The sequence below is a fragment of the Cognatishimia sp. MH4019 genome (genome assembly GCF_020177595.1).
Classification (GTDB): Bacteria; Pseudomonadota; Alphaproteobacteria; order Rhodobacterales; family Rhodobacteraceae; genus JAHTBL01.
Genome location: NZ_JAHTBL010000010.1, coordinates 1 through 17922, shown reverse-complemented (window position 1 = coordinate 17922; position 17922 = coordinate 1). Strand labels below are relative to the sequence as shown.

Sequence of the window (17922 nt, the reverse complement as noted above, 5' to 3'; positions counted from 1 at the left end):
TTCGCTTTTTTCAAATATCCCGGGGTCTGGGGCAGAGCCCCAGCCGGGCGACGCGCGCCGAAGGCGTGCGGCGCAACTCCTCTACCGCGACCGAAAGCTGTCTAGCCAGCGCCGAAATTTGCCACGCGTCTCGTCCACGCGCGCATCTGCGCGATCCCAGGCCTCTTCGGCATCCTCAAGCACCGGATCAATACGCGCCTGACGGAACCGCCGCCAACGCACCCAGATCGCCCAGAAAAACGCCGCAAGAATGGTGAGGAAGATAATGTTGAACCATGGGATCAACCTCACGTCTGGTCCCTCAACAGGCCGCAACGAAATACCGTTGGGATAGATCGTCAAAAACTCGCTGCGCCAGCCATAATGGGTCAGCGCATACCATTCCGGCGCTTGACGCGTCGATTGGGCATCCTGCGCCTGCGCTTGCAGGTTCGCGCTATCGAGCTTGAAGTAAGGCGGCCAGCCAAAGCCGGTATCCTCATTTCGGTAGACCATCTCGCGGCCGCCGGAGCGCACGGTATTAATCAAGCGCAGGTCTCGATTAACGACAGTGGCATCATTGCCGTGATCGCCTTGGGCATAAAAGATCCGGTTCGCGCCTGAGAAATCGGCGCGAATAATCTCGGTGCCGGTGATCCGAACGATATCTTTTTGCGGCAGCGTGTAGTGCAAAAAGCCCAGCAAAACCGTCCAGAAGGTCAGCCAAAATCCATATTTGATAAAGCGCATTCTGGCTCCTCACATCCAATTTTGAACGTAGATGATAATCGCGATCAGCGAAAACGGGATCACATAGACCCCTAATAACAGCTTCTTGCGAAGCGAGTCGTTATACTCTTTCAGGCCCGCCTTGATGAACGCATCCTTCTCGCCGGGCTGGCCCTCCTGGAACCACTCTTCCTCCAGCTTGTCCTTGCGCACAGCGCGCGAGTAAAGCGACAGGCAGATATACACCACCGTCAAGAAGATGAATAACATGCCAAACAGGCGGATAATAACCATCTAACCCCTCCTCACCGCGCCCCATGGGCCGACCAGATCAATAATGTCTTCTTTTGTCATCTGCGGCTCTTCCATCGGCGCATCATGGCCAAACAAGGCATCGCGTGCTGCATCTTTGTCTGCCAGATATTCACGCGCAAGAAAGTCTGCAACGTAGTCCTTTTTGGCATCCGTCCAGCCGCGATACGTCTCGTAGAAAAGTTCTTTGTGGCAGATGAAAAGCTGCCGGATATCAAGCGGTGCCAGTTGCGCCAAAAGCCGGTTCACCAGATCCGCATCATGATGCGGCTTGGCGCGCAAGGTGTAGAAATACGCCGGATGATCGGCGATGATCTTTGGCCAAGGCCCACCACTTTCTGCCCAGCGCGCAAGTGCCGCCAAGCCTTCAAATGCCTCGGGCAATTCACCCGCATGCGCCCGCGCCAAAGCTCGCAAATCACGCCGGGTCGCCCCTTTCAGGTCCTCACCCATCTGCGCGGCATGGGCCACAACGATGAAATCCATCTTCTGTTTCAGCACCGCGGCTGCATCAATACCACGGGCCTGCGCAATCGGTTCGACCAGCTCATTGAGTTGCAAAAAATAGGCAATCTTGTTGCGCTGGCTCAGGCGGAACGTAAACTCCATCGGCAGGTCCACACCCTCAGGCACAATCGCCGCAGGATGCTCTACATCCTGAAACACATAGCAGCCGCCGAAATGCGCCGTCCAAAAGTTCTTCTGGGTGAATTTTGTGGTCTTCAGCTTCACCGGGTTGCGGATTACATCCCCGGTTTTCTTTGCCAGATCAATCATTTCCGCAATCAACACATCGTCAAACCACGCGTCCGGCTCTTGCTTGAACATGTTGATCTTGCGGCCCAGATCGGCGGCATTCGCAACCGTTCCATCGGTCGTGTCAGCCTCCACCGTGATCTGGCGGATATCCAGCAGCCGCTTCGGTTCGGACACATCATAGACCGAGTTCACAAGCTCCCCCGCGACGGCATCGCGCGCTGTCAATGCAAACAACTGCGCCTCATTCGCCTCGATCCAATCCCGCAAAATACTGCGCGAGGTCGAGAACATCGCGTTGAGCAACGGCGCCGTCTTCTGCTCAGTCGTCAGCAAGATGAACTGCCGGTTCACCCCTGCGTGGTTGAGGTAATACTCATCCCCCAACTCTGCCCCGATCTCGGGCGAATAGCCCGACAGATCGACGTGGAAGTCGTCCAACGCGGTCGTCTTGCCCGTCAGATGCTGCAACGCACGACGATACCGTTCGACCAAAGCGGGGCTTTCGATGTGGATCAGATTGCCAAACATCAGCCCTTTCGAAATGAGCCGCTTCACCACGTGTTCTCCTTCCAGTGCCGATGCAGCCCTGCGATCCGCAGCACCATGATCGGTGCCCAGACAACCGACGACATCACGCCCAGCCGCGCGAAATGTACGACCGATTGCGCGGGTTCCACGCCCAACAGGTCAGCGACGCGCGTGTCCTGCTGGGTGTAGCTCCAATAGAAGTAAAGCGCTGCAACCACTAAAACGATCCCGTAAACGATCAGCCCATTCGCGACCAAACCAAGCGGTGTCTCCGGCATCACAGGCAACACCATCCGCGGCAGCAAAAGGGCAAGGATCGAAAACACGATCAGGGGGAGGGCCACGCCGCTTATCAAGATTTGCTCTCCAGATAACGGCGCTTGGCTTCCTCCATCCGGCCCATCTCACGGATGGCATTTTCAATCGCCACCTCGTCGGACTTGTCCGCATAGCGGAATTCGCTATCCGCGTAGCGGTTGATTTCCTGAATGACCATCTCGATGGTGATCGGCTGGCGCAGCTCTTCAATCATCGCCTTCTTGGTATCGTAATCCTTGAACATGAACAGCTCGGGCTGCTCCATCCATTCATCGGGCAGCTCAAAATCCATCGCGCGGACCTTCACCGCATCGGTGATGTTCTTGATCGCACGACCCGTGAACCGCTCGTCCGCTTCCTGAATACCCTTCAGATAGGTGCCCAATTTGGCAATCGTATCCAGCCCGCCAATGTCTTTTTCGACCCGCTCGAACACCCGCACCAAGCCCTCCTCATGGGGCTTTGAATGGCTCTCGAAACTCGCAGCAACCGCTTTCTTGATTTCTTGCGCGGCATGAACCTCGTGATCGCCCAGCGGGATGTCGTGGTTCTTGCCCATCAGCAGATAGAGGATGTCGATATAATCCTCCCGCGTCTGAGGCCCGTCGACCAGAAACCGTGCGCCGGCCCGTTGGCGCAGCGCGTCATCCACGTTCTCCGGATAGTTTGAGAACATGCCAAACGTACAATTCCCGCGCACAACCGTATTGGCGCCGGCAAAGCTCTCCATCAGCACCGCGGTAATCTCCAGCTGGCCCGCGCTGGATTGCCGATCACCGCGCTTGCCGGCCAGTTGGTCAATGTCGTCAATCGTGCCGAAGCCAATCACATTCGGGTCCAACACATTGTTGATAAACGCTTTTGCGTTCTGGCCTGACTTGCCCTGATAGCTGTCGATATTGTCCGTGCTCAGGTTCTGATAGCGGAACGCATAGCCTGCGTCCTGGCAATAGTCGTTAATCAGGCCCGCCATCATCTGGATCAGCGTCGTCTTGCCGGTGCCCGGTTTGCCATCCCCCATGAAGGTGAAGATAAATCCGCCAAGCTCTGCAAACGGGTTCAGCTTACGCTCGAAATCATAGGCCATCAGCATCTTGGCCAGCTTCATCGCCTGATACTTGGCGATGTGGTTGCCAACGACCTCATTCGGCTTCTTAAAGGTCATCGTCAGCGTGCTGGATTTCGCCCGATGCGCGGGCGTGAAGCCGTCAATCACCAAGCCATCGGCTTCGACCTTCCACGTCGTCGCCTCAAACGAGGCCAACCGCCCATGGTTGCCCGCCCGCAACGCGACCTTCTCCATCAGCGCTTCGCAGAACGCCAAAACCGTGGCGACCAGATGCGCGTCATCGGACGCTAGCCGCGCAATGTCCTGATCCAACTCCCAAAGTGCGCCGTGCAACGCCAGCTGCGCGTTGTCGGTCAAAATCTCTTCGACCTCGCCTACCTCGACTGTCACTTCGGTCGCTTGCGAGGCCAGCAAATATGCCGTCGCATTGCCAAACACATAGGACACCGCCAGCGCCTCGGCGCTCAGCAATTCCGCGAAATCCGTCTTCTTCGCACCCGCCAATGCGCCTTCGAGGTTGGCCCGTTTCAGATCTGCCAATCCGGTCGCTTCGGCGAACTGATCGCCCACGGCCAGCGCAATCGCCAGCGCGCGGCGCAGCGCATTCATGACCGACGCTTGCACTGGCGTGACCAGCGCACCGTCGCCCACAGCCTCGATCCGTTCGATAATCTGAACGCCCTCTTTCACCGCCGTCCGCTTTGTCACAAGCCCCGGTGTTGTCGTGCGAAACCGCCGCCGTGTGCCCACGCCCGAGGACCGTTCGGGTGCTGCCTCAATCGCAGCTTCGCCAATGCGCGGCGCATGATCGAAGCCGTCCAACATGCCCAAAGCGGCCGCATAGTGGCTGACAATATCGCTTTCGCGTAGTTCCATCTGATCTGAGGTTTTGCTCATCTATCTCACCTGTAACTCAACACGCGGCCCTGTTTGCTGACCACGAATTTGCGCACGCCGCGAAATCCCGGCGGCTGCATCTCTTCCAATGCCTGATAGGGCCGCTGCGGCAGGATCAGCGCGCGATCTGTTCGCGTCGCGCCTGTATCGGCCCCCTGCGCCGCCATCGGGTCCAGCGCGAAAATCTCGCGTTGCACGGACCCGAACCAACCCTTTTTCTCACGCTCTACACGCTCGCTTTCCAGCTCTTCCAACGTCCAGACCAGCGCCCAATCTTCACCCTCGGGGGCACGCGCTGTCTCAAGCACCTCGCGCAGAGGCCCCGATTGCCTCGTGAACGCATGACTATACATCGGCCCCAGATGCAGCCTACGCAGCCGCTTGGGGTGCAGATCGTCGAAATCCTCGTCAAACCCGCGCGCAATTGTCAGCAGTTTCAGACCACCCAAGGCCTGCGCCATCAGATGCGCCTGCGCTTCCGGCCAACGCCGTTGGTCCTTCGGCAGGGCGACCTTTCCAGTGTCCTCGACCTCCATCAGATAGACAGTCGGCAGGTTGATCTGGCTGTCATAGACCGCCCAATGGATCAGGAACCGGCGATGCCCGTCTTCGATATTGCCCTGCCAGAGCGCTTCGGGATCGTTGCGGGCCCAGAACAATTCACCCTTCAGCAATTCCTCATAATAAAGCCGTTGGCTGAGCGCGTATTGAAGCTTTGTCGGGATCTGCAGATCGCCGATGATCTTGCGGACCATGTCGTCCTTCATCGCCTCGACGGATGGCATGTTGCGCAAGTGCCGTTCGGCCTGCTGGGCGTCGTTGGCCATTTCCATCAACTCGGCAAAGACTGGAAACCCGCTGTCTTCGCGATCAAAGGACAATTGCCCTGCCCGCGGCATGCGCCCTGAAAAAAGATATTTGTGACTGAGCGCCCGGAACGTGAAGGTCAGCCCGGCCAGATACCGACCCAGCACCTGCACATCGGTCTTGGAAAGCGCCCCTTCGACCTGCAATGACGCAGCGACCCGACCCAGATGCCCAGTGATCTTGTCGAACTTGTCGAAATAGCGCCGCGCAACCCGCGTGTCATACAGCTTGGAATGGTCGTCAGAAGGGTTCGTCACGCCCGATTAGGCCCCATACGCGTTCTTGTCGTGCTTCTCGACGATCTTCTCAAACCGCCGCATGAACCGCTCGTCAGCTTTGGCTTTCTGCTCCAAAACCTCGCGGGCGAAGACCATATGATCCTCGTGCTTTTCCATCATCTCGGCCATGCGCGCGTTCGTGGCCGATCCAATCGCAGCCATTGCGGATTGCGCTTCCTGATCGGTCTGCACACCAATCTCGTTGATCTGGTGAGCAACATCCTGCTGCTGCGCGGTCTTTAAGGATTTCGACAGGGCGTCATAAAGAACGACACGCTGCTTGGTGTCTGTTTGGAGCTTGTTAATCAAAACCATCTGCGTCGCGGCCTGATTTTGCAGCGAGTCGACCCAGGTTTTGCCCTTTTCGATATACCGCTCCAGCGTTTGCGAACGGGCGATCAGCACCTGTTCCTGCTGTACCATCTCGTTATACTTGGTGTTCAGCTCGGCCAGCTCGGTCTCCAACTTGGTGCGCGCGGCCGCGTCCTGTTCGACGCTGATCTTGTTTTCAAGCTCGATGATTTTCGGGTCCATGCCCTGAATGTCGGCCTTCAGCTTTTCCAGATCACCGACAGTCATCTCACGCTCGTCCAGCGTCAGAACGAGGTTATCGTTCACCTTCTCCTTCTGCTCGTTCAGCAGATGCAACTGCCCGTCCAACAGCGCGACAATCGTGTCGGACTTGGAAATCAGGTCCTGCAACTTGTCATCAATCGAGGCCGTCCGCATCCGCTCCTGCCGCATCGATTCAGATTTGCCCTTCGAAAACACACCAACGAAGCTTTCCCAGCCTGTCTTGGTGCGCATCTCGTCAAAATCCTTGGAGAACGCAGCCGTCACATCGTCCAGCCCCATGATCAGCTCGGCGATATTGGCGTTCATCAACTCGGTATGCGCATGCACATCCTCAAGTGAGGCATTCTCGATATCAACGGCGATATCTTCGCCCGTTTTCAATTTTTCCCGCGCCGCCTCAATCCGGCTTGTCATCTCGGCTATCTTACCTTGCGCCTCTGCAACTTGGGTTTGAGACTCTTTAATCTGCGCATCAAAATCGGACATCTGTGCTCCTAATCCGTGAAATATCCATCTACATATAGGCAATGTTAAACGCTATTACATCACGCCCGCGTGATATTTTCGCGAAAACATGCGCCCTTTCCAAAACTTTAACGGGAAAAATGTGGTCAGACTAGGTTCGCAATAAGGGATCGCAATGTTGCAATGCCATCCCCCTTTTCCGAGCTTGTCAGAACAATCTCGGGAAAGGCTGCGGGGTGCTTTGAGAGCGCATCGCGCACCTGTGTCAGAACCTTCTCGCGGTCCTTTTCCTTGACCTTGTCGACCTTGGTTAACACGCATTGAAAGGTCACCGCCGCGCTGTCGAGCAGTGACAGAATTTCCTCATCAACCTTTTTGATACCGTGCCGCGCGTCGATCAGGACGAAAGCGCGCCGCAGGCTTTGGCGACCAGAGAGATATTTCTTAAGCAAGCGCTGCCATTTCTCAACCACAGGAAGCGGCGCATTGGCAAAGCCATATCCCGGCAGATCGACGAGGTAATGGCTGTCGCCGACGGTGAAATAGTTAATCTCCTGCGTGCGCCCCGGTGTGTTTGAGGCCCGCGCTAATCCCTTGCGCCCCGTCAACGCATTGATCAGCGTCGATTTTCCAACGTTTGAGCGTCCGGCAAAGCAAACCTCCATCCGGTCGTCGGGCGGCAGCCCATCCATGGCAACAACGCCTTTCAGGAACTCCGTCTCGCCCGCAAACATCTTGCGGCCCTTCTCGCGGGACAGTTCATCAGGTTCGTCGACCACTGGGAACGGCATTTGCATCACAGCAGCTCGACCGGATCGTCGCGCCGGATCACGCCTGACTGGGTCACTTCCGCATAAACGCCGAAATCAGTATGCCCCCAGCCGTCTTCCAACGCGCCCAATGTGTCTGCATCGCGCGCGCCTGTTTTCGGATTGGCGGTCGTCGCAAGGCAGCGACCGATCCGCTCGATCACGCGAAGCTCCGCCTCTCCGATGCGCAGGGTTTTGCCAATCCACTCGAACTCTTCCCAAGGGCCAAGACCATCGAGCCATAGATTGCCCCGAAATCGGCGCGGGTCCAAATCAGCGCCGACTTTCTGGCTAAGAGCACGCAAAGAACTGGTCGAATTCAGGCTGATCGACGGAAAATCTGTGTCCGTCATCCCGCGATCCGGCACCCGCACCACACGTGCGGATTGGGCGCGGTCCGTCGGCACAAGCGGTCCTGCCCAGGCGATCAGCGCCTCTGCCTCGGTCTCGGGGTCAATGGTCAGTTCACCCAATTCCGGATGGCGCAGGGTGATGCGCCCCGTGGTCTCATCCGTCTTCGCCGAAATTGCCATCAAAGCCGGAGCCTTCGCCCCGCGCGAGAAGTTGGCGCAAGGCGACCAAGCCGATGCATCGGCTTTTGCCGCTTCGTGCGCAACGGCCCAGCGGCGATCCCAAGGCATTGTTTGCCCTGCGATCAACTGCACTGCCTCCAATGCTTCGGCCCCATGCGACTTGATCGGATGTCGCCATATCTGGGCCAAAACCGCCATCAGTCTGTGCTGTCTTTCGGGGTCTTCTTGAACCCGGATTTGATGTTGCCAAACACGTCCGGTTTATACCCTTGCGAGCGCATAATCGCGTATTGCTGGCTGAACGTGATCAGGTTGTTCGCAATCCAGTAGATCACCAGACCGCTGGCAAAGCTGCCCAACATGAACATGAAGACCCAAGGCAGCCACGCAAAAATCATCGCCTGTGTGGGATCGGTGGGCGCGGGATTCAGTTTTTGCTGAAGCCACATCGAAATGCCGAGGATGATCGGCAGCACGCCCAAGGAGAAGATGAAGAAGATTGATCCGGGGTCCGGCGTATCCCATGGGAAAAGGCCAAAAAGGTTCAGGATCGACGAGGGATCGGGTGCCGAAAGGTCCTGAATCCAGCCGACCCACGGCGCGTGGCGCAATTCGATCGTGACGAAAATCACCTTGTAGAGCGAGAAGAAGATCGGGATCTGCATGAGGATTGGCAGGCAACCCGAGGCCGGGTTTACCTTATTATCCTTGTAGAGCTTCATCATCTCCATCTGCATTTTCTGCTTGTCGTCGCCCGCGCGCTCTTTGAGCTTCTCCATCTCGGGCTGAAGCTCTTTCATCTTCGCCATCGAGACGTAGGACTTGTAAGCCAGCGGCAGCAGGATCGCCTTGATGATCAGCGTCAGCCCGATGATCGCCCAGCCCATGTTTCCGATCAGCGCGTTCAGCCAATGCAGAACCGCGAAAATCGGTTTGGTCAGGAAGAAGAACCAACCCCAGTCGATACTATCCAGAAAACGCTCGATCCCGCCTTCGTTCTGATAGGCGCGGATAGTCTCCCATTCCTTGGCACCCGCGAAAAGCTGGGTGGTGGCGCTGATCGTGGCACCGGGCGCGACCGTTTGCGTGGCAAGCACAGCGTCGGTTTGGTAGATATCGCGCCGTGCGTCGTATTTCGCGATCGAGCGGAACGGTGTGCCAGGCGCAGGGATCAGCGTTGTCATCCAATAATGATCGGTGAACCCGACCCAGCCGCTTTCAGTCACTTCCTGAATTTCCGCGCGCGCGCCAAGACGTTCGGAGTACTCCAGATCGGGCATATCGTTGTAGTCGATTTCCTGAAGCTCGCCGTCGGATTTGCGCACGACACCTTCATGGATGATGAAGAAGCCCGACAAATCCTGCGGTTCGCCATGCCGCGCGATAATGCCGTAAGGTGCCATCGTGGCAGCGGCATCGCCGGTGTTGGTGACAGTCTGCGTGACCGTAAACATGTAATCACTGTCGACAGCGATCTCGCGGCGGAAAGTCAGGCCAGAACCGTTTTCCCAAACCAGCATAACCGGGCTGTCAGGGCCAAGCGTTTCGCCACTTTCGACTGCCCAAAGCGTATTGGGGCCTGGCACGTTTTCAGGGCTCACACCCGCGCCGGCGGCCCACCCATAAAGGGCGTAATACGCATTGTCGGACCCCACAGGCGACAGCAAAGTCACCAGATCGCTTTCGGGCTCAAGCGTCTCGCGGTAGTCGATCAGATCAAGCGTGTCGATCCGGCCACCCAACAGCGAAAGTGAGCCATTGTAACGGGGCGTTTCGATCGCGACACGCGGGGCATCCTCTTCCACCGGAGCGGCATTGGTTTGCGCTGCTGTTCCCGCGGGCGCCGGGGCCTGAGTGGGCGTTGAGGCGACACCGGTTGCCGGGGCTGCTGGCGCAACTTCTGTTGTCGGCGCGACCTCTGTTGGGGCAGGCGGCTCAGGCGGCGGAAAGAAATACATCCACACAAGCAGAACGATTAGGCTTAGTGCCGTCGCAAGAATGAGGTTCTTGTTGTTTTCGTCCATGAAAGAAGGCCTACCCATCGGCTTTTGAGATTGGGCAGGTTCAACAGAACACGCGCTGAAAGGTCAAGCGGTTTCGGGCGTTCTGCGGGGGAAAGGCGCAGGAGATCGACCTGATTTGCTTTTGTCGATTATCCGCGGCGCAGTCCGAGCTGCACCTGCGGGCCGATCTTCTCAAGATGGCTGTCCATCCATGGACCTGTCTTTTCAAAAGGCATCGGTCGGGCAAGGCCAAAGCCTTGAATGTGATCACAGCCCAATTGCGCAAGCATTGCGTGCTCTCCAATGGTCTCTACCCCTTCGGCCAGGGTCTCAAGACCAAGCCGGTCCGCCATCGACAGGATTGCGCCAATCATCTTTTGCTGCGCCTCGTCGCGATCCACCTGCATCACGAAAGAACGATCGATCTTGATGCGGCTCACATCAAATCGGCGGATGCTGGAGATGGACGCATGACCTGTGCCAAAATCATCCAGATCAATCCCACATCCCAGCTGCGCCAGTGCTGCAATGTTGCGGGTGACGACATCATCATCGGATTGCGTGACAACCGTTTCAAGGATTTCGACGCTCAGACGGGGCGGATCAATCTCGAACCGGTCCAGTTCCCATTTGATCTTGTCGATCAATTTCGGATTGCCCAGTTCATCTTGCGAAAAGTTCACGCCGATTGAGGGCACGGTGTAGCCGGCCTGATCCCAGCTTTGCAAAGCGGTGAGCGCCTGAAACAGCATCACTTCGCCCAGCCGCTCCAAAAGGCCAGCCTGCGCAATCGCTGGCAAAAACAGACCCGGCGCGATGATCCCGCGCTTAGGGTGATGCCAGCGGACCAAAACCTCAAAGCCCGACACATGCCCGGTGCTGGTGTTAATCTGTGGTTGAAACCACGCTGTGATCTGACCGTTTTCAAGCGCAGCCCCAACCTCATCGGCCAGTTCATGATGGTCGCGCAGCACCGCTTGCATATCGCTGGTGAATGCGCGGATTGCAGAAGGCCCGTGAAGCGCCGCATCCGCGCCCGCGCGCTCAGCGGCATCCAGAAACTCCTTGGCATTGCGGCGGGGCATGCGCGCCTCGGTACAAAAGCCGATGGAGGTGCTGACATAGACATAGCCCGCATCTACCGAAAACGGTTCTTCCAAGGCGGATTGCAAACGAACCGCAAACTGGATCGCCAATTCCAGATCAAAAACGCGTACCGGGCTTAGCGCGATTGCGCAGCGTGCCTCATCCAATGGCACCAGCATATCGTCGGCACGCAACGTGGCAGCCAACCGGTCCATGATGCGGCGCGAAAGATCTGCGCGACGCTCTGCACCCAAGCGGTCCGAGAGGGCGCGAAAATCATCGAAACACAGCACAAAAACAGCTGTCTGTTTGTTCGCGGCATCTGCCAGCATCTTGTCCAGAGCGCGTAAAAGACCTGCGCGCGATGAGCTGTCTTTTGCGGGATCATGCGATGCCGTCTCAGCAGCGGATGTCGGCCCGCGCAGGATCATCAAGACCAGCGGATAAAGCAACGCAGCCACAACAAGGGCCGTTTCACCGCCAAACCAGAAGGCGGCAAGCGTAAACGCAGGCACAAAAGCCAACATATGAACCCCAGAAAGGGCCCTTTTCAGCCGCTGCGCCGTGCCGCGCCCTGCACCATAACCATCCGACATCCTGTTCCTTTCCGCACCCATGAGCGCCTATTGCACACACGCTAGGAAAGGATCGTCAGTGAGCGGTTAACGCAGCTTGGGAATATCGCTCAAATTATCTTCAATTTCACCGGTATCCCGAGAAAGCCCCGCGAAATCAAAGAGCTTGGGGTCCAGCAGATGGGACGGTCGCGCGTTCATCAACGCGCGAAACATGACCTGACGGCGTCCGGGGCTGTTGGCTTCCCAGCCATCCAGAATCGCTTTGACCTGCTGACGCTGCAGACCATCTTGCGAGCCACACAGGTCACAGGGGATGATCGGATAGTTCATCGCGGTTGCAAATTTCTCGCAATCGGCCTCGGCCACATGGGCCAGCGGGCGATAGACAAACAGATCGCCTTCCTCGTTGACCAGTTTGGGCGGCATCGTCGCGAGACGCCCGCCGTGAAAGAGGTTCATAAAGAACGTCTCAAGAATATCGTCGCGGTGATGTCCCAGCACCACGGCCGAACACCCTTCCTCCCGCGCGATGCGATAAAGATTACCCCGCCGCAGCCGCGAACACAGTGCGCAATAGGTCCGCCCGGCAGGCACCTTGTCGACTACAATCGAATAGGTGTCCTGATATTCAATCCGGTGCGGCACGCCCATTTTCTCTAGAAATGCAGGCAGAACCGTCGCCGGGAACCCCGGCTGTCCCTGATCCAGATTGCAAGCCAGAAGATCAACGGGCAGCAATCCCCGCCATTTTAATTCATGCAGCACGGCCAGCAGCGTATAGCTGTCCTTGCCGCCCGAGAGGCATACAAGCCAGCGCGCATCGCGCTCGATCATGCCATACTGCTCTATCGCCTCGCGAGCATAGCGTACGATCCGCTTGCGCAGCTTCTTGAACTCGGTGGTTCGGGGCGCACCTGCAAAAAGCGGGTGAATATCGTCAGCGTCATCTAACATGGGCCGCGATATGCCATGACGCGCACGCCCTGCCTAGTCGTCTTTGTCAGGGACGGGATCATAGCCCATGCCGCCCCACGGATGACACCGCCCGATCCGGCGTAGTGTGAGCCATCCGCCTTTGAGCCCGCCATGCACTCGTAACGCTTCCAACGCATAGGCACTGCAGGTCGGCTGATACCGGCAATTGTGCCCCACAATCGGGGAGAAGACCGCGCGGTAGGCGCGAATGGGCAATGAGAACACCCATGCCAGAGGGGTCATCGGTCCTCTCCATGGACTTTACGGAGCGCGTAAATCAAATCGTTCTGCAGATCGATGAAATCGCGGGAGGCTGTCGCCTCGAACCGGCCAATCAGAACGTAATCCCAACCACAGCGCCCATGTTCTGGCAAAACCAGTCGCGCCACTTCGCGCAGCCGCCGCTTGGCGCGATTGCGCGCCACAGCGTTGCCGACCTTCTTGGAACAGGTGAAGCCGACGCGGATCCCCTCGCCCCCGCGCCGACGCCCCTGCACCATCATCCCCTTGGTGCCCTGACGCCGCGCTTTGGCGGCCAGCAGGAAGTCGGCGCGATTGCGCAAAACCTCCAGACAAACGGAAACCGCCGCGGGTGTTTCCACCCCGGCGGTGTCAGTCTTCATTATCTCAGGCGGTGACATCACCAGCCCGACCGCTTATGCGCTCAGCGACTTCCGGCCTTTGGCGCGGCGGGCGTTGAGGATTTTGCGGCCAGCTTTGGTTGCCATGCGCGCACGGAAGCCGTGGCGACGCTTGCGGACCAGATTGGACGGTTGAAAAGTGCGTTTCATCGCTCTTTCTCCAGTTAAGAAGGTGGCCCCTGCGGTCAGGATTCGGCTACCCCGTGAATTCGAAGCCCTGCGTATAGAAGGGGTCTATAGATATGTCAAAGGGGCTGAGACCGGTTTTTGCAACAAACCTGCGGCTCATTTGACCTCAAATGTTTCAGTTTGTGATCGAAACAGGGGGAAACCTGTAACAACTGCCCCAAAACATCAATGCGGCGTGAGGCCGGTAGCGCAAAACCCGCGCCGAGCGCATGTTCACTCCAACGCACAAACCCGGACCCTCCTCATGCCCCCCAAGGACCACAAACCCATGACCGACCAAGCCTCCAGCCCCCCCGCGAAGGGCGGCCTTGCTTCCAAGCTGCCGCTTATCATCATCGGTATCGTTGCCGTGCTCGGCGCGTATTTTCTACGTGATTACCTGACCTTCGAGACATTGCGCGAAAATCGCGAGGCACTCATTAGCTTCCGCGACAATAACTATCTGATCACCGTTCTGGCCTTCATCGCCGCCTATATCGTGATCGTCGCCTTCTCGCTGCCCGGCGCCACCATCGCCACGCTGACGGGCGGTTTTCTGTTTGCCACTTTTCCCGGCGCGCTCTTCAACGTCACCGGCGCCACGATCGGTGCCATCGCCATCTTCCTCGCTGCCCGCTGGGGTCTTGGAGAGAAACTGGCCGCCAAGATGGAAAGCTCGGAAGGCGCTGTGAAGAAGATCAAAGACGGAATCGACGAAAACCAGTGGTCGATGCTCTTCCTGATCCGCCTCGTCCCGGCTGTCCCCTTCTTCGTGGCAAACCTTGTGCCTGCCCTCGTCGGTGTGCCGCTGTCGCGCTTTGCCATCTCGACCTTCCTCGGGATTATCCCCGGCGCAGTCGTCTATACCTCGGTCGGCGCTGGCCTTGGCGAAGTGTTCGAGCGTGGTGAGACCCCGAACCTCGGCATCATCTTTGAACCCCATATCCTGTTCCCGATCATCGGCCTGTGTGTTCTTGCCGCTCTGCCCATCGCGATCAAAGCCATTCGCGGCAAGAAAGGCCTGTAACCCATGTCCCGTATCAAAACCGATATCTGCATCATCGGCGCAGGCTCCGGCGGATTGTCCGTCGCAGCCGGTGCCAGCCAGATGGGCGCTGACGTTGTCCTGCTGGAAGGCCACAAGATGGGCGGCGACTGCCTGAATTACGGTTGCGTCCCCTCCAAGGCCCTGATCGCAGCAGGCAAGCAAGCCCACGCCATGCGCCACCAGACCCCCTTTGGTGTGACGCCTGTGGACCCCGATGTGAACTATGCGCAAGCCAAAGACCACGTCCATAACGTGATCGCCACGATCGAACCCGTCGACAGCCAAGAGCGCTTCGAAGGCTTCGGCGTCAACGTGATCCGCGAGTTTGGCGCGTTCGTCTCGCCCACCGAAGTCAAAGCCGGCGACACCATCATCGAGGCCCGCCGCTTTGTCATCGCCACCGGGTCAGGCCCCTTCGTGCCGCCCATCCCCGGCATCGACAAGACCACGCATTATACCAACGAAAACTTCTTCGATCTGCGTGAACGCCCCGATCATTTGATCGTCATCGGCGGTGGCCCCATTGGCATGGAAATGGCCCAAGCCCACCGTCGCTTGGGATCGCAGGTCACTGTGATCGAAGGAGCGAAGGCCATGGGCAAAGACGACCCTGAAATGGCCGCTGTCGTGCTGGACCGCCTGCGCGAAGAAGGCATCGAGATTATCGAAGGCGAACAGGCCAGCGAAGTCTCGGAGAAGGACGGCAAGATCACCGTCACCACCTCGGGTGGCAGCTACACCGGCTCGCACCTGCTGATGGCCGTGGGCCGTAAGGTGAATATCGACAAGCTAAACCTTGAAGCCGCGGGCGTCGAGTATGACCGCACCGGCGTGAAGGTTGGGGCCGACCTCAAGTCCAGCAACAAAAAGATTTACGCAATCGGCGACGCCGCGGGGGGCCTGCAATTCACACATGTCGCGGGTTATCACGCGGGGATCGTCATCCGCTCGGCCCTGTTCGGCCTGCCCGCCAAGGCCAAGACAAGCCACATCCCGTGGGCCACCTACACGGACCCGGAACTGGCCCAAGTCGGCCTGACCGAGGCGCAAGCCAAGAAGGAACACGGCATCAACCTCGAAGTGGTCCGCTTCCCATACCACGAGAACGACCGCGCGATTGCCGAGGGCAAAACCACCGGCCTGATCAAGGTCATGGTCGTCAAAGGCAAACCCGTTGGTGCCTCCATCGCGGGCGCCATGGCGGGGGAACTCATCGGCATGTGGGCTATGGCCATTGCCAATGGCCTCAAGATGTCGGCGATTGCCAACACCGTTCTGCCCTACCCCACCATCGCAGAGATTAACAAACGCGCTGCGGGTGCCTATTTTAGCCCAAGGCTCTTTGAGAGTGATAAGGTAAAGAAGATCGTCGGGTTCGTGCAACGCATGCTGCCCTGACGCGGACGAGTAGGACAGCACGATGCTCAATTCCCTTTCAGGTCGTTTCCTGATCCTCACAGTGGTCTTCGTGATGCTGGCTGAGGTGTTGATCTTCGTGCCGTCCATCGCCCGCTTCCGCGAGGACTACCTGCTCGACCGGCTGGAGCGTGCACAGATCGCCTCTCTGGCGCTTTTGGCCGAGGACATGATCTCCGACGATCTGGAATACGAACTGCTCAAGAATGCAGAGGTCTTCAACGTCGTCCTACGCCGCGATGAAAGCCGCCAGTTGGTGCTGTCCTCGCCCATCCCTTCGCCAGTGGCCATGTCCGTCGACCTACGCGACCCGATGGCGACCCGGCTGATCGCAGACGCCATGCGCCGTCTCGTGACCCCTGAAAACGAAGTCATCCGCGTGATCGGAGAGCCCGTGCGCGAGGCGGGCCTGCTCATCGAAGTGACGATGGAAACGCAACCCCTGCGCATGGCGCTGATCGACTACGGCATCCGTATCCTGATCCTGTCTGCCGTCATCTCCATCTTCACCGCACTCCTGCTGTTCCTCACCGTCCGCCGCTTCCTTGTGAAACCCATCCGCGGCGTGGTCGGTCATATGCAGAACTACGCCTCTGCCCCCGAAGACGCGCGCCGCATTATCACCCCCAGCGCGGGCGTGACCGAGTTGCGCGAGGCCGAAGAGGCGTTGCAAAAGATGCAGACCCAGCTGACCAGCGCGCTCAAGCAGAAAGAGCGTCTGGCGCAATTGGGCGAAGCCGTCGCCAAGGTCTCGCATGATTTGCGCAACATCCTGACAAGTGCCCAGCTTTTCACCGACCGGATCGAGACCTCCGAGGACCCGACCGTCAAGCGCCTCGCCCCCAAGCTGGTGAATTCGATCACCCGCGCCGTGACGCTGTGCGAAAGCACCCTCGCCTTTGGCCGCGCCGAAGAGCCGGCACCTGCCCTCACGCGCATCCCGCTCTCCCCGATTGTCGAGGATGTCATCGAATCCGAACGCCTTGCTGCAGGCGACTATGACCTCTCCTTCGCCGAGGACGTCCCCCTGGGTCTGACCATCCGCGCCGATTCCGAACAGCTCTACCGCGTGATCGCCAATCTGGTGCGCAACGCCCGCCAAGCCATCATCGCGACTGGCAAGCCCGGTGAGATCGCAATCTCGGCCCATGAGGATGACACAGACTGGTGGATCACCGTTACAGACACCGGCCCCGGCCTGCCACCCAAAGCCAAAGAACATCTGTTTACGCCTTTCCAGGGCGGCGCGCGCAAAGGTGGCTCCGGCCTCGGCCTTGCCATCGCAGCCGAGCTGATCAAGGGCCATGGCGGCTCTGTCACGCTTGAGCGCACCGACGAGACAGGCACCTGTTTCGCGATCCGCTTGCCCAAATCCGAAATTGCGCTGGATGCCGCCGCAGAATAGCAGATTTCTTGCTTGCATCGACGGACGAGCCTATCTAAAGACCACCCTCACGCGCTGGTAGCTCAGTTGGATAGAGTACTTGACTACGAATCAAGGGGTCGGGGGTTCGAATCCTCCCCAGCGCGCCACTTCCCTCTTGTTGAACGTCAGATGACTTTGACCTTTGCGTCATAAATTGACCTGAACCCCATCCTTGACACATTTGGGTTGTTTCATTTGATCCCGTTTCCTAGCTGGAAAATCGGGGGCGATTTGAAGCTCAGACAGCGAAGCCGCCTGCTCCTGCAAATCTGCGGCGTGGCGAATGTGGGAGGGGGCGGAGGCTGCGCCTCCATCGTCGCGGCGAATGACCAGCATGAGCCGATTTTGTTGAAAAACTCTTCTTTTCTGACGCTTTGGTTTGCGTCATCGCGTTAATTTACTGGGATGTCCGAAGTAGGACCGCGCTCTTACTCAAAGGCTGGGTCCATCGGCTTGAGCTTT

At 58.2% G+C, this 17922-nt stretch carries 18 protein-coding genes and 1 tRNA gene; 4 read left to right on the top strand and 15 right to left on the bottom strand.

What is annotated here, in order from left to right; genetic code table 11:
• Positions 1 to 81: 81 nt before the first annotated feature.
• From KUW67_RS15435 to rpmH, 15 genes are all read right to left on the bottom strand, one after another.
• Positions 82 to 729 (bottom strand): DUF1523 family protein, encoded by a 648-nt coding sequence (locus KUW67_RS15435; protein WP_224826230.1) that lies wholly within the window; start codon positions 727 to 729, stop codon positions 82 to 84.
• A 9-nt stretch (positions 730 to 738) separates the two neighbouring features.
• Positions 739 to 1002: a hypothetical protein gene (locus tag KUW67_RS15430; protein WP_224826229.1), complete on the bottom strand. Its 264-nt coding sequence runs from the start codon at positions 1000 to 1002 to the stop codon at positions 739 to 741.
• A complete protein-coding gene (locus KUW67_RS15425; protein ID WP_224826228.1) occupies positions 1003 to 2334 on the bottom strand; it encodes a DUF6638 family protein in 1332 nt (443 codons plus the stop codon).
• Complete coding sequence (locus KUW67_RS15420; RefSeq protein WP_224826227.1) at positions 2331 to 2651, bottom strand: hypothetical protein; 321 nt, start codon at positions 2649 to 2651, stop codon at positions 2331 to 2333. Before KUW67_RS15420 ends, KUW67_RS15425 begins: the two co-directional genes overlap by 4 nt.
• A gap of 8 nt (positions 2652 to 2659) precedes the next feature.
• Positions 2660 to 4591, bottom strand: coding sequence for an ATP-binding protein (locus tag KUW67_RS15415; RefSeq protein WP_224826226.1), 1932 nt, complete (start codon positions 4589 to 4591; stop codon positions 2660 to 2662).
• Between the two features lie 5 nt (positions 4592 to 4596).
• Positions 4597 to 5715 carry a hypothetical protein gene (locus tag KUW67_RS15410; protein WP_224826225.1) on the bottom strand — a complete coding sequence of 373 codons (1119 nt, stop codon included), beginning with the start codon at positions 5713 to 5715 and terminating at the stop codon, positions 4597 to 4599.
• Positions 5716 to 5721: 6 nt separating this feature from the next.
• On the bottom strand, positions 5722 to 6798 hold the full coding sequence (locus tag KUW67_RS15405) for a hypothetical protein (protein WP_224826224.1): 1077 nt from the start codon (positions 6796 to 6798) through the stop codon (positions 5722 to 5724).
• A 125-nt stretch (positions 6799 to 6923) separates the two neighbouring features.
• Positions 6924 to 7574, bottom strand: a complete 651-nt coding sequence (yihA, locus tag KUW67_RS15400; protein WP_224826223.1) for a ribosome biogenesis GTP-binding protein YihA/YsxC — start codon at positions 7572 to 7574, stop codon at positions 6924 to 6926.
• Positions 7574 to 8320 (bottom strand): MOSC domain-containing protein, encoded by a 747-nt coding sequence (locus KUW67_RS15395; protein ID WP_370635020.1) that lies wholly within the window; start codon positions 8318 to 8320, stop codon positions 7574 to 7576. Before KUW67_RS15395 ends, yihA begins: the two co-directional genes overlap by 1 nt.
• The gene (gene yidC, locus KUW67_RS15390) at positions 8317 to 10143 is read right to left on the bottom strand and encodes a membrane protein insertase YidC (RefSeq protein ID WP_224826221.1); all 1827 of its coding nucleotides are present in this window, start codon (positions 10141 to 10143) and stop codon (positions 8317 to 8319) included. Before yidC ends, KUW67_RS15395 begins: the two co-directional genes overlap by 4 nt.
• 128 nt (positions 10144 to 10271) lie before the next feature.
• The gene (locus KUW67_RS15385) at positions 10272 to 11735 is read right to left on the bottom strand and encodes a bifunctional diguanylate cyclase/phosphodiesterase (protein ID WP_224826220.1); all 1464 of its coding nucleotides are present in this window, start codon (positions 11733 to 11735) and stop codon (positions 10272 to 10274) included.
• A 135-nt stretch (positions 11736 to 11870) separates the two neighbouring features.
• The gene (gene ttcA, locus KUW67_RS15380) at positions 11871 to 12740 is read right to left on the bottom strand and encodes a tRNA 2-thiocytidine(32) synthetase TtcA (protein ID WP_224826219.1); all 870 of its coding nucleotides are present in this window, start codon (positions 12738 to 12740) and stop codon (positions 11871 to 11873) included.
• A 33-nt stretch (positions 12741 to 12773) separates the two neighbouring features.
• Entirely contained in the window at positions 12774 to 13004 is a 231-nt protein-coding gene (gene yidD / locus KUW67_RS15375; RefSeq protein WP_224826218.1) for a membrane protein insertion efficiency factor YidD, read from the bottom strand.
• Entirely contained in the window at positions 13001 to 13402 is a 402-nt protein-coding gene (gene rnpA / locus KUW67_RS15370; RefSeq protein ID WP_224826217.1) for a ribonuclease P protein component, read from the bottom strand. Before rnpA ends, yidD begins: the two co-directional genes overlap by 4 nt.
• 15 nt (positions 13403 to 13417) lie before the next feature.
• Entirely contained in the window at positions 13418 to 13552 is a 135-nt protein-coding gene (gene rpmH, locus KUW67_RS15365; protein WP_159806877.1) for a 50S ribosomal protein L34, read from the bottom strand.
• Positions 13553 to 13859: 307 nt separating this feature from the next.
• Here rpmH and KUW67_RS15360 point away from each other — a divergent pair, with 307 nt between their 5' ends.
• The 4 genes from KUW67_RS15360 (at position 13860) to KUW67_RS15345 (ending at position 17567) form a co-directional block, all read left to right on the top strand.
• On the top strand, positions 13860 to 14597 hold the full coding sequence (locus KUW67_RS15360) for a TVP38/TMEM64 family protein (protein WP_224826216.1): 738 nt from the start codon (positions 13860 to 13862) through the stop codon (positions 14595 to 14597).
• 3 nt (positions 14598 to 14600) lie between these two features.
• A complete protein-coding gene (locus KUW67_RS15355; RefSeq protein ID WP_224826215.1) occupies positions 14601 to 16016 on the top strand; it encodes an NAD(P)/FAD-dependent oxidoreductase in 1416 nt (471 codons plus the stop codon).
• A gap of 22 nt (positions 16017 to 16038) precedes the next feature.
• On the top strand, positions 16039 to 17439 hold the full coding sequence (locus tag KUW67_RS15350; protein ID WP_224826214.1) for a HAMP domain-containing sensor histidine kinase: 1401 nt from the start codon (positions 16039 to 16041) through the stop codon (positions 17437 to 17439).
• Between the two features lie 51 nt (positions 17440 to 17490).
• Positions 17491 to 17567 (top strand) — tRNA-Arg (locus KUW67_RS15345).
• Positions 17568 to 17922 lie beyond the last annotated feature (355 nt).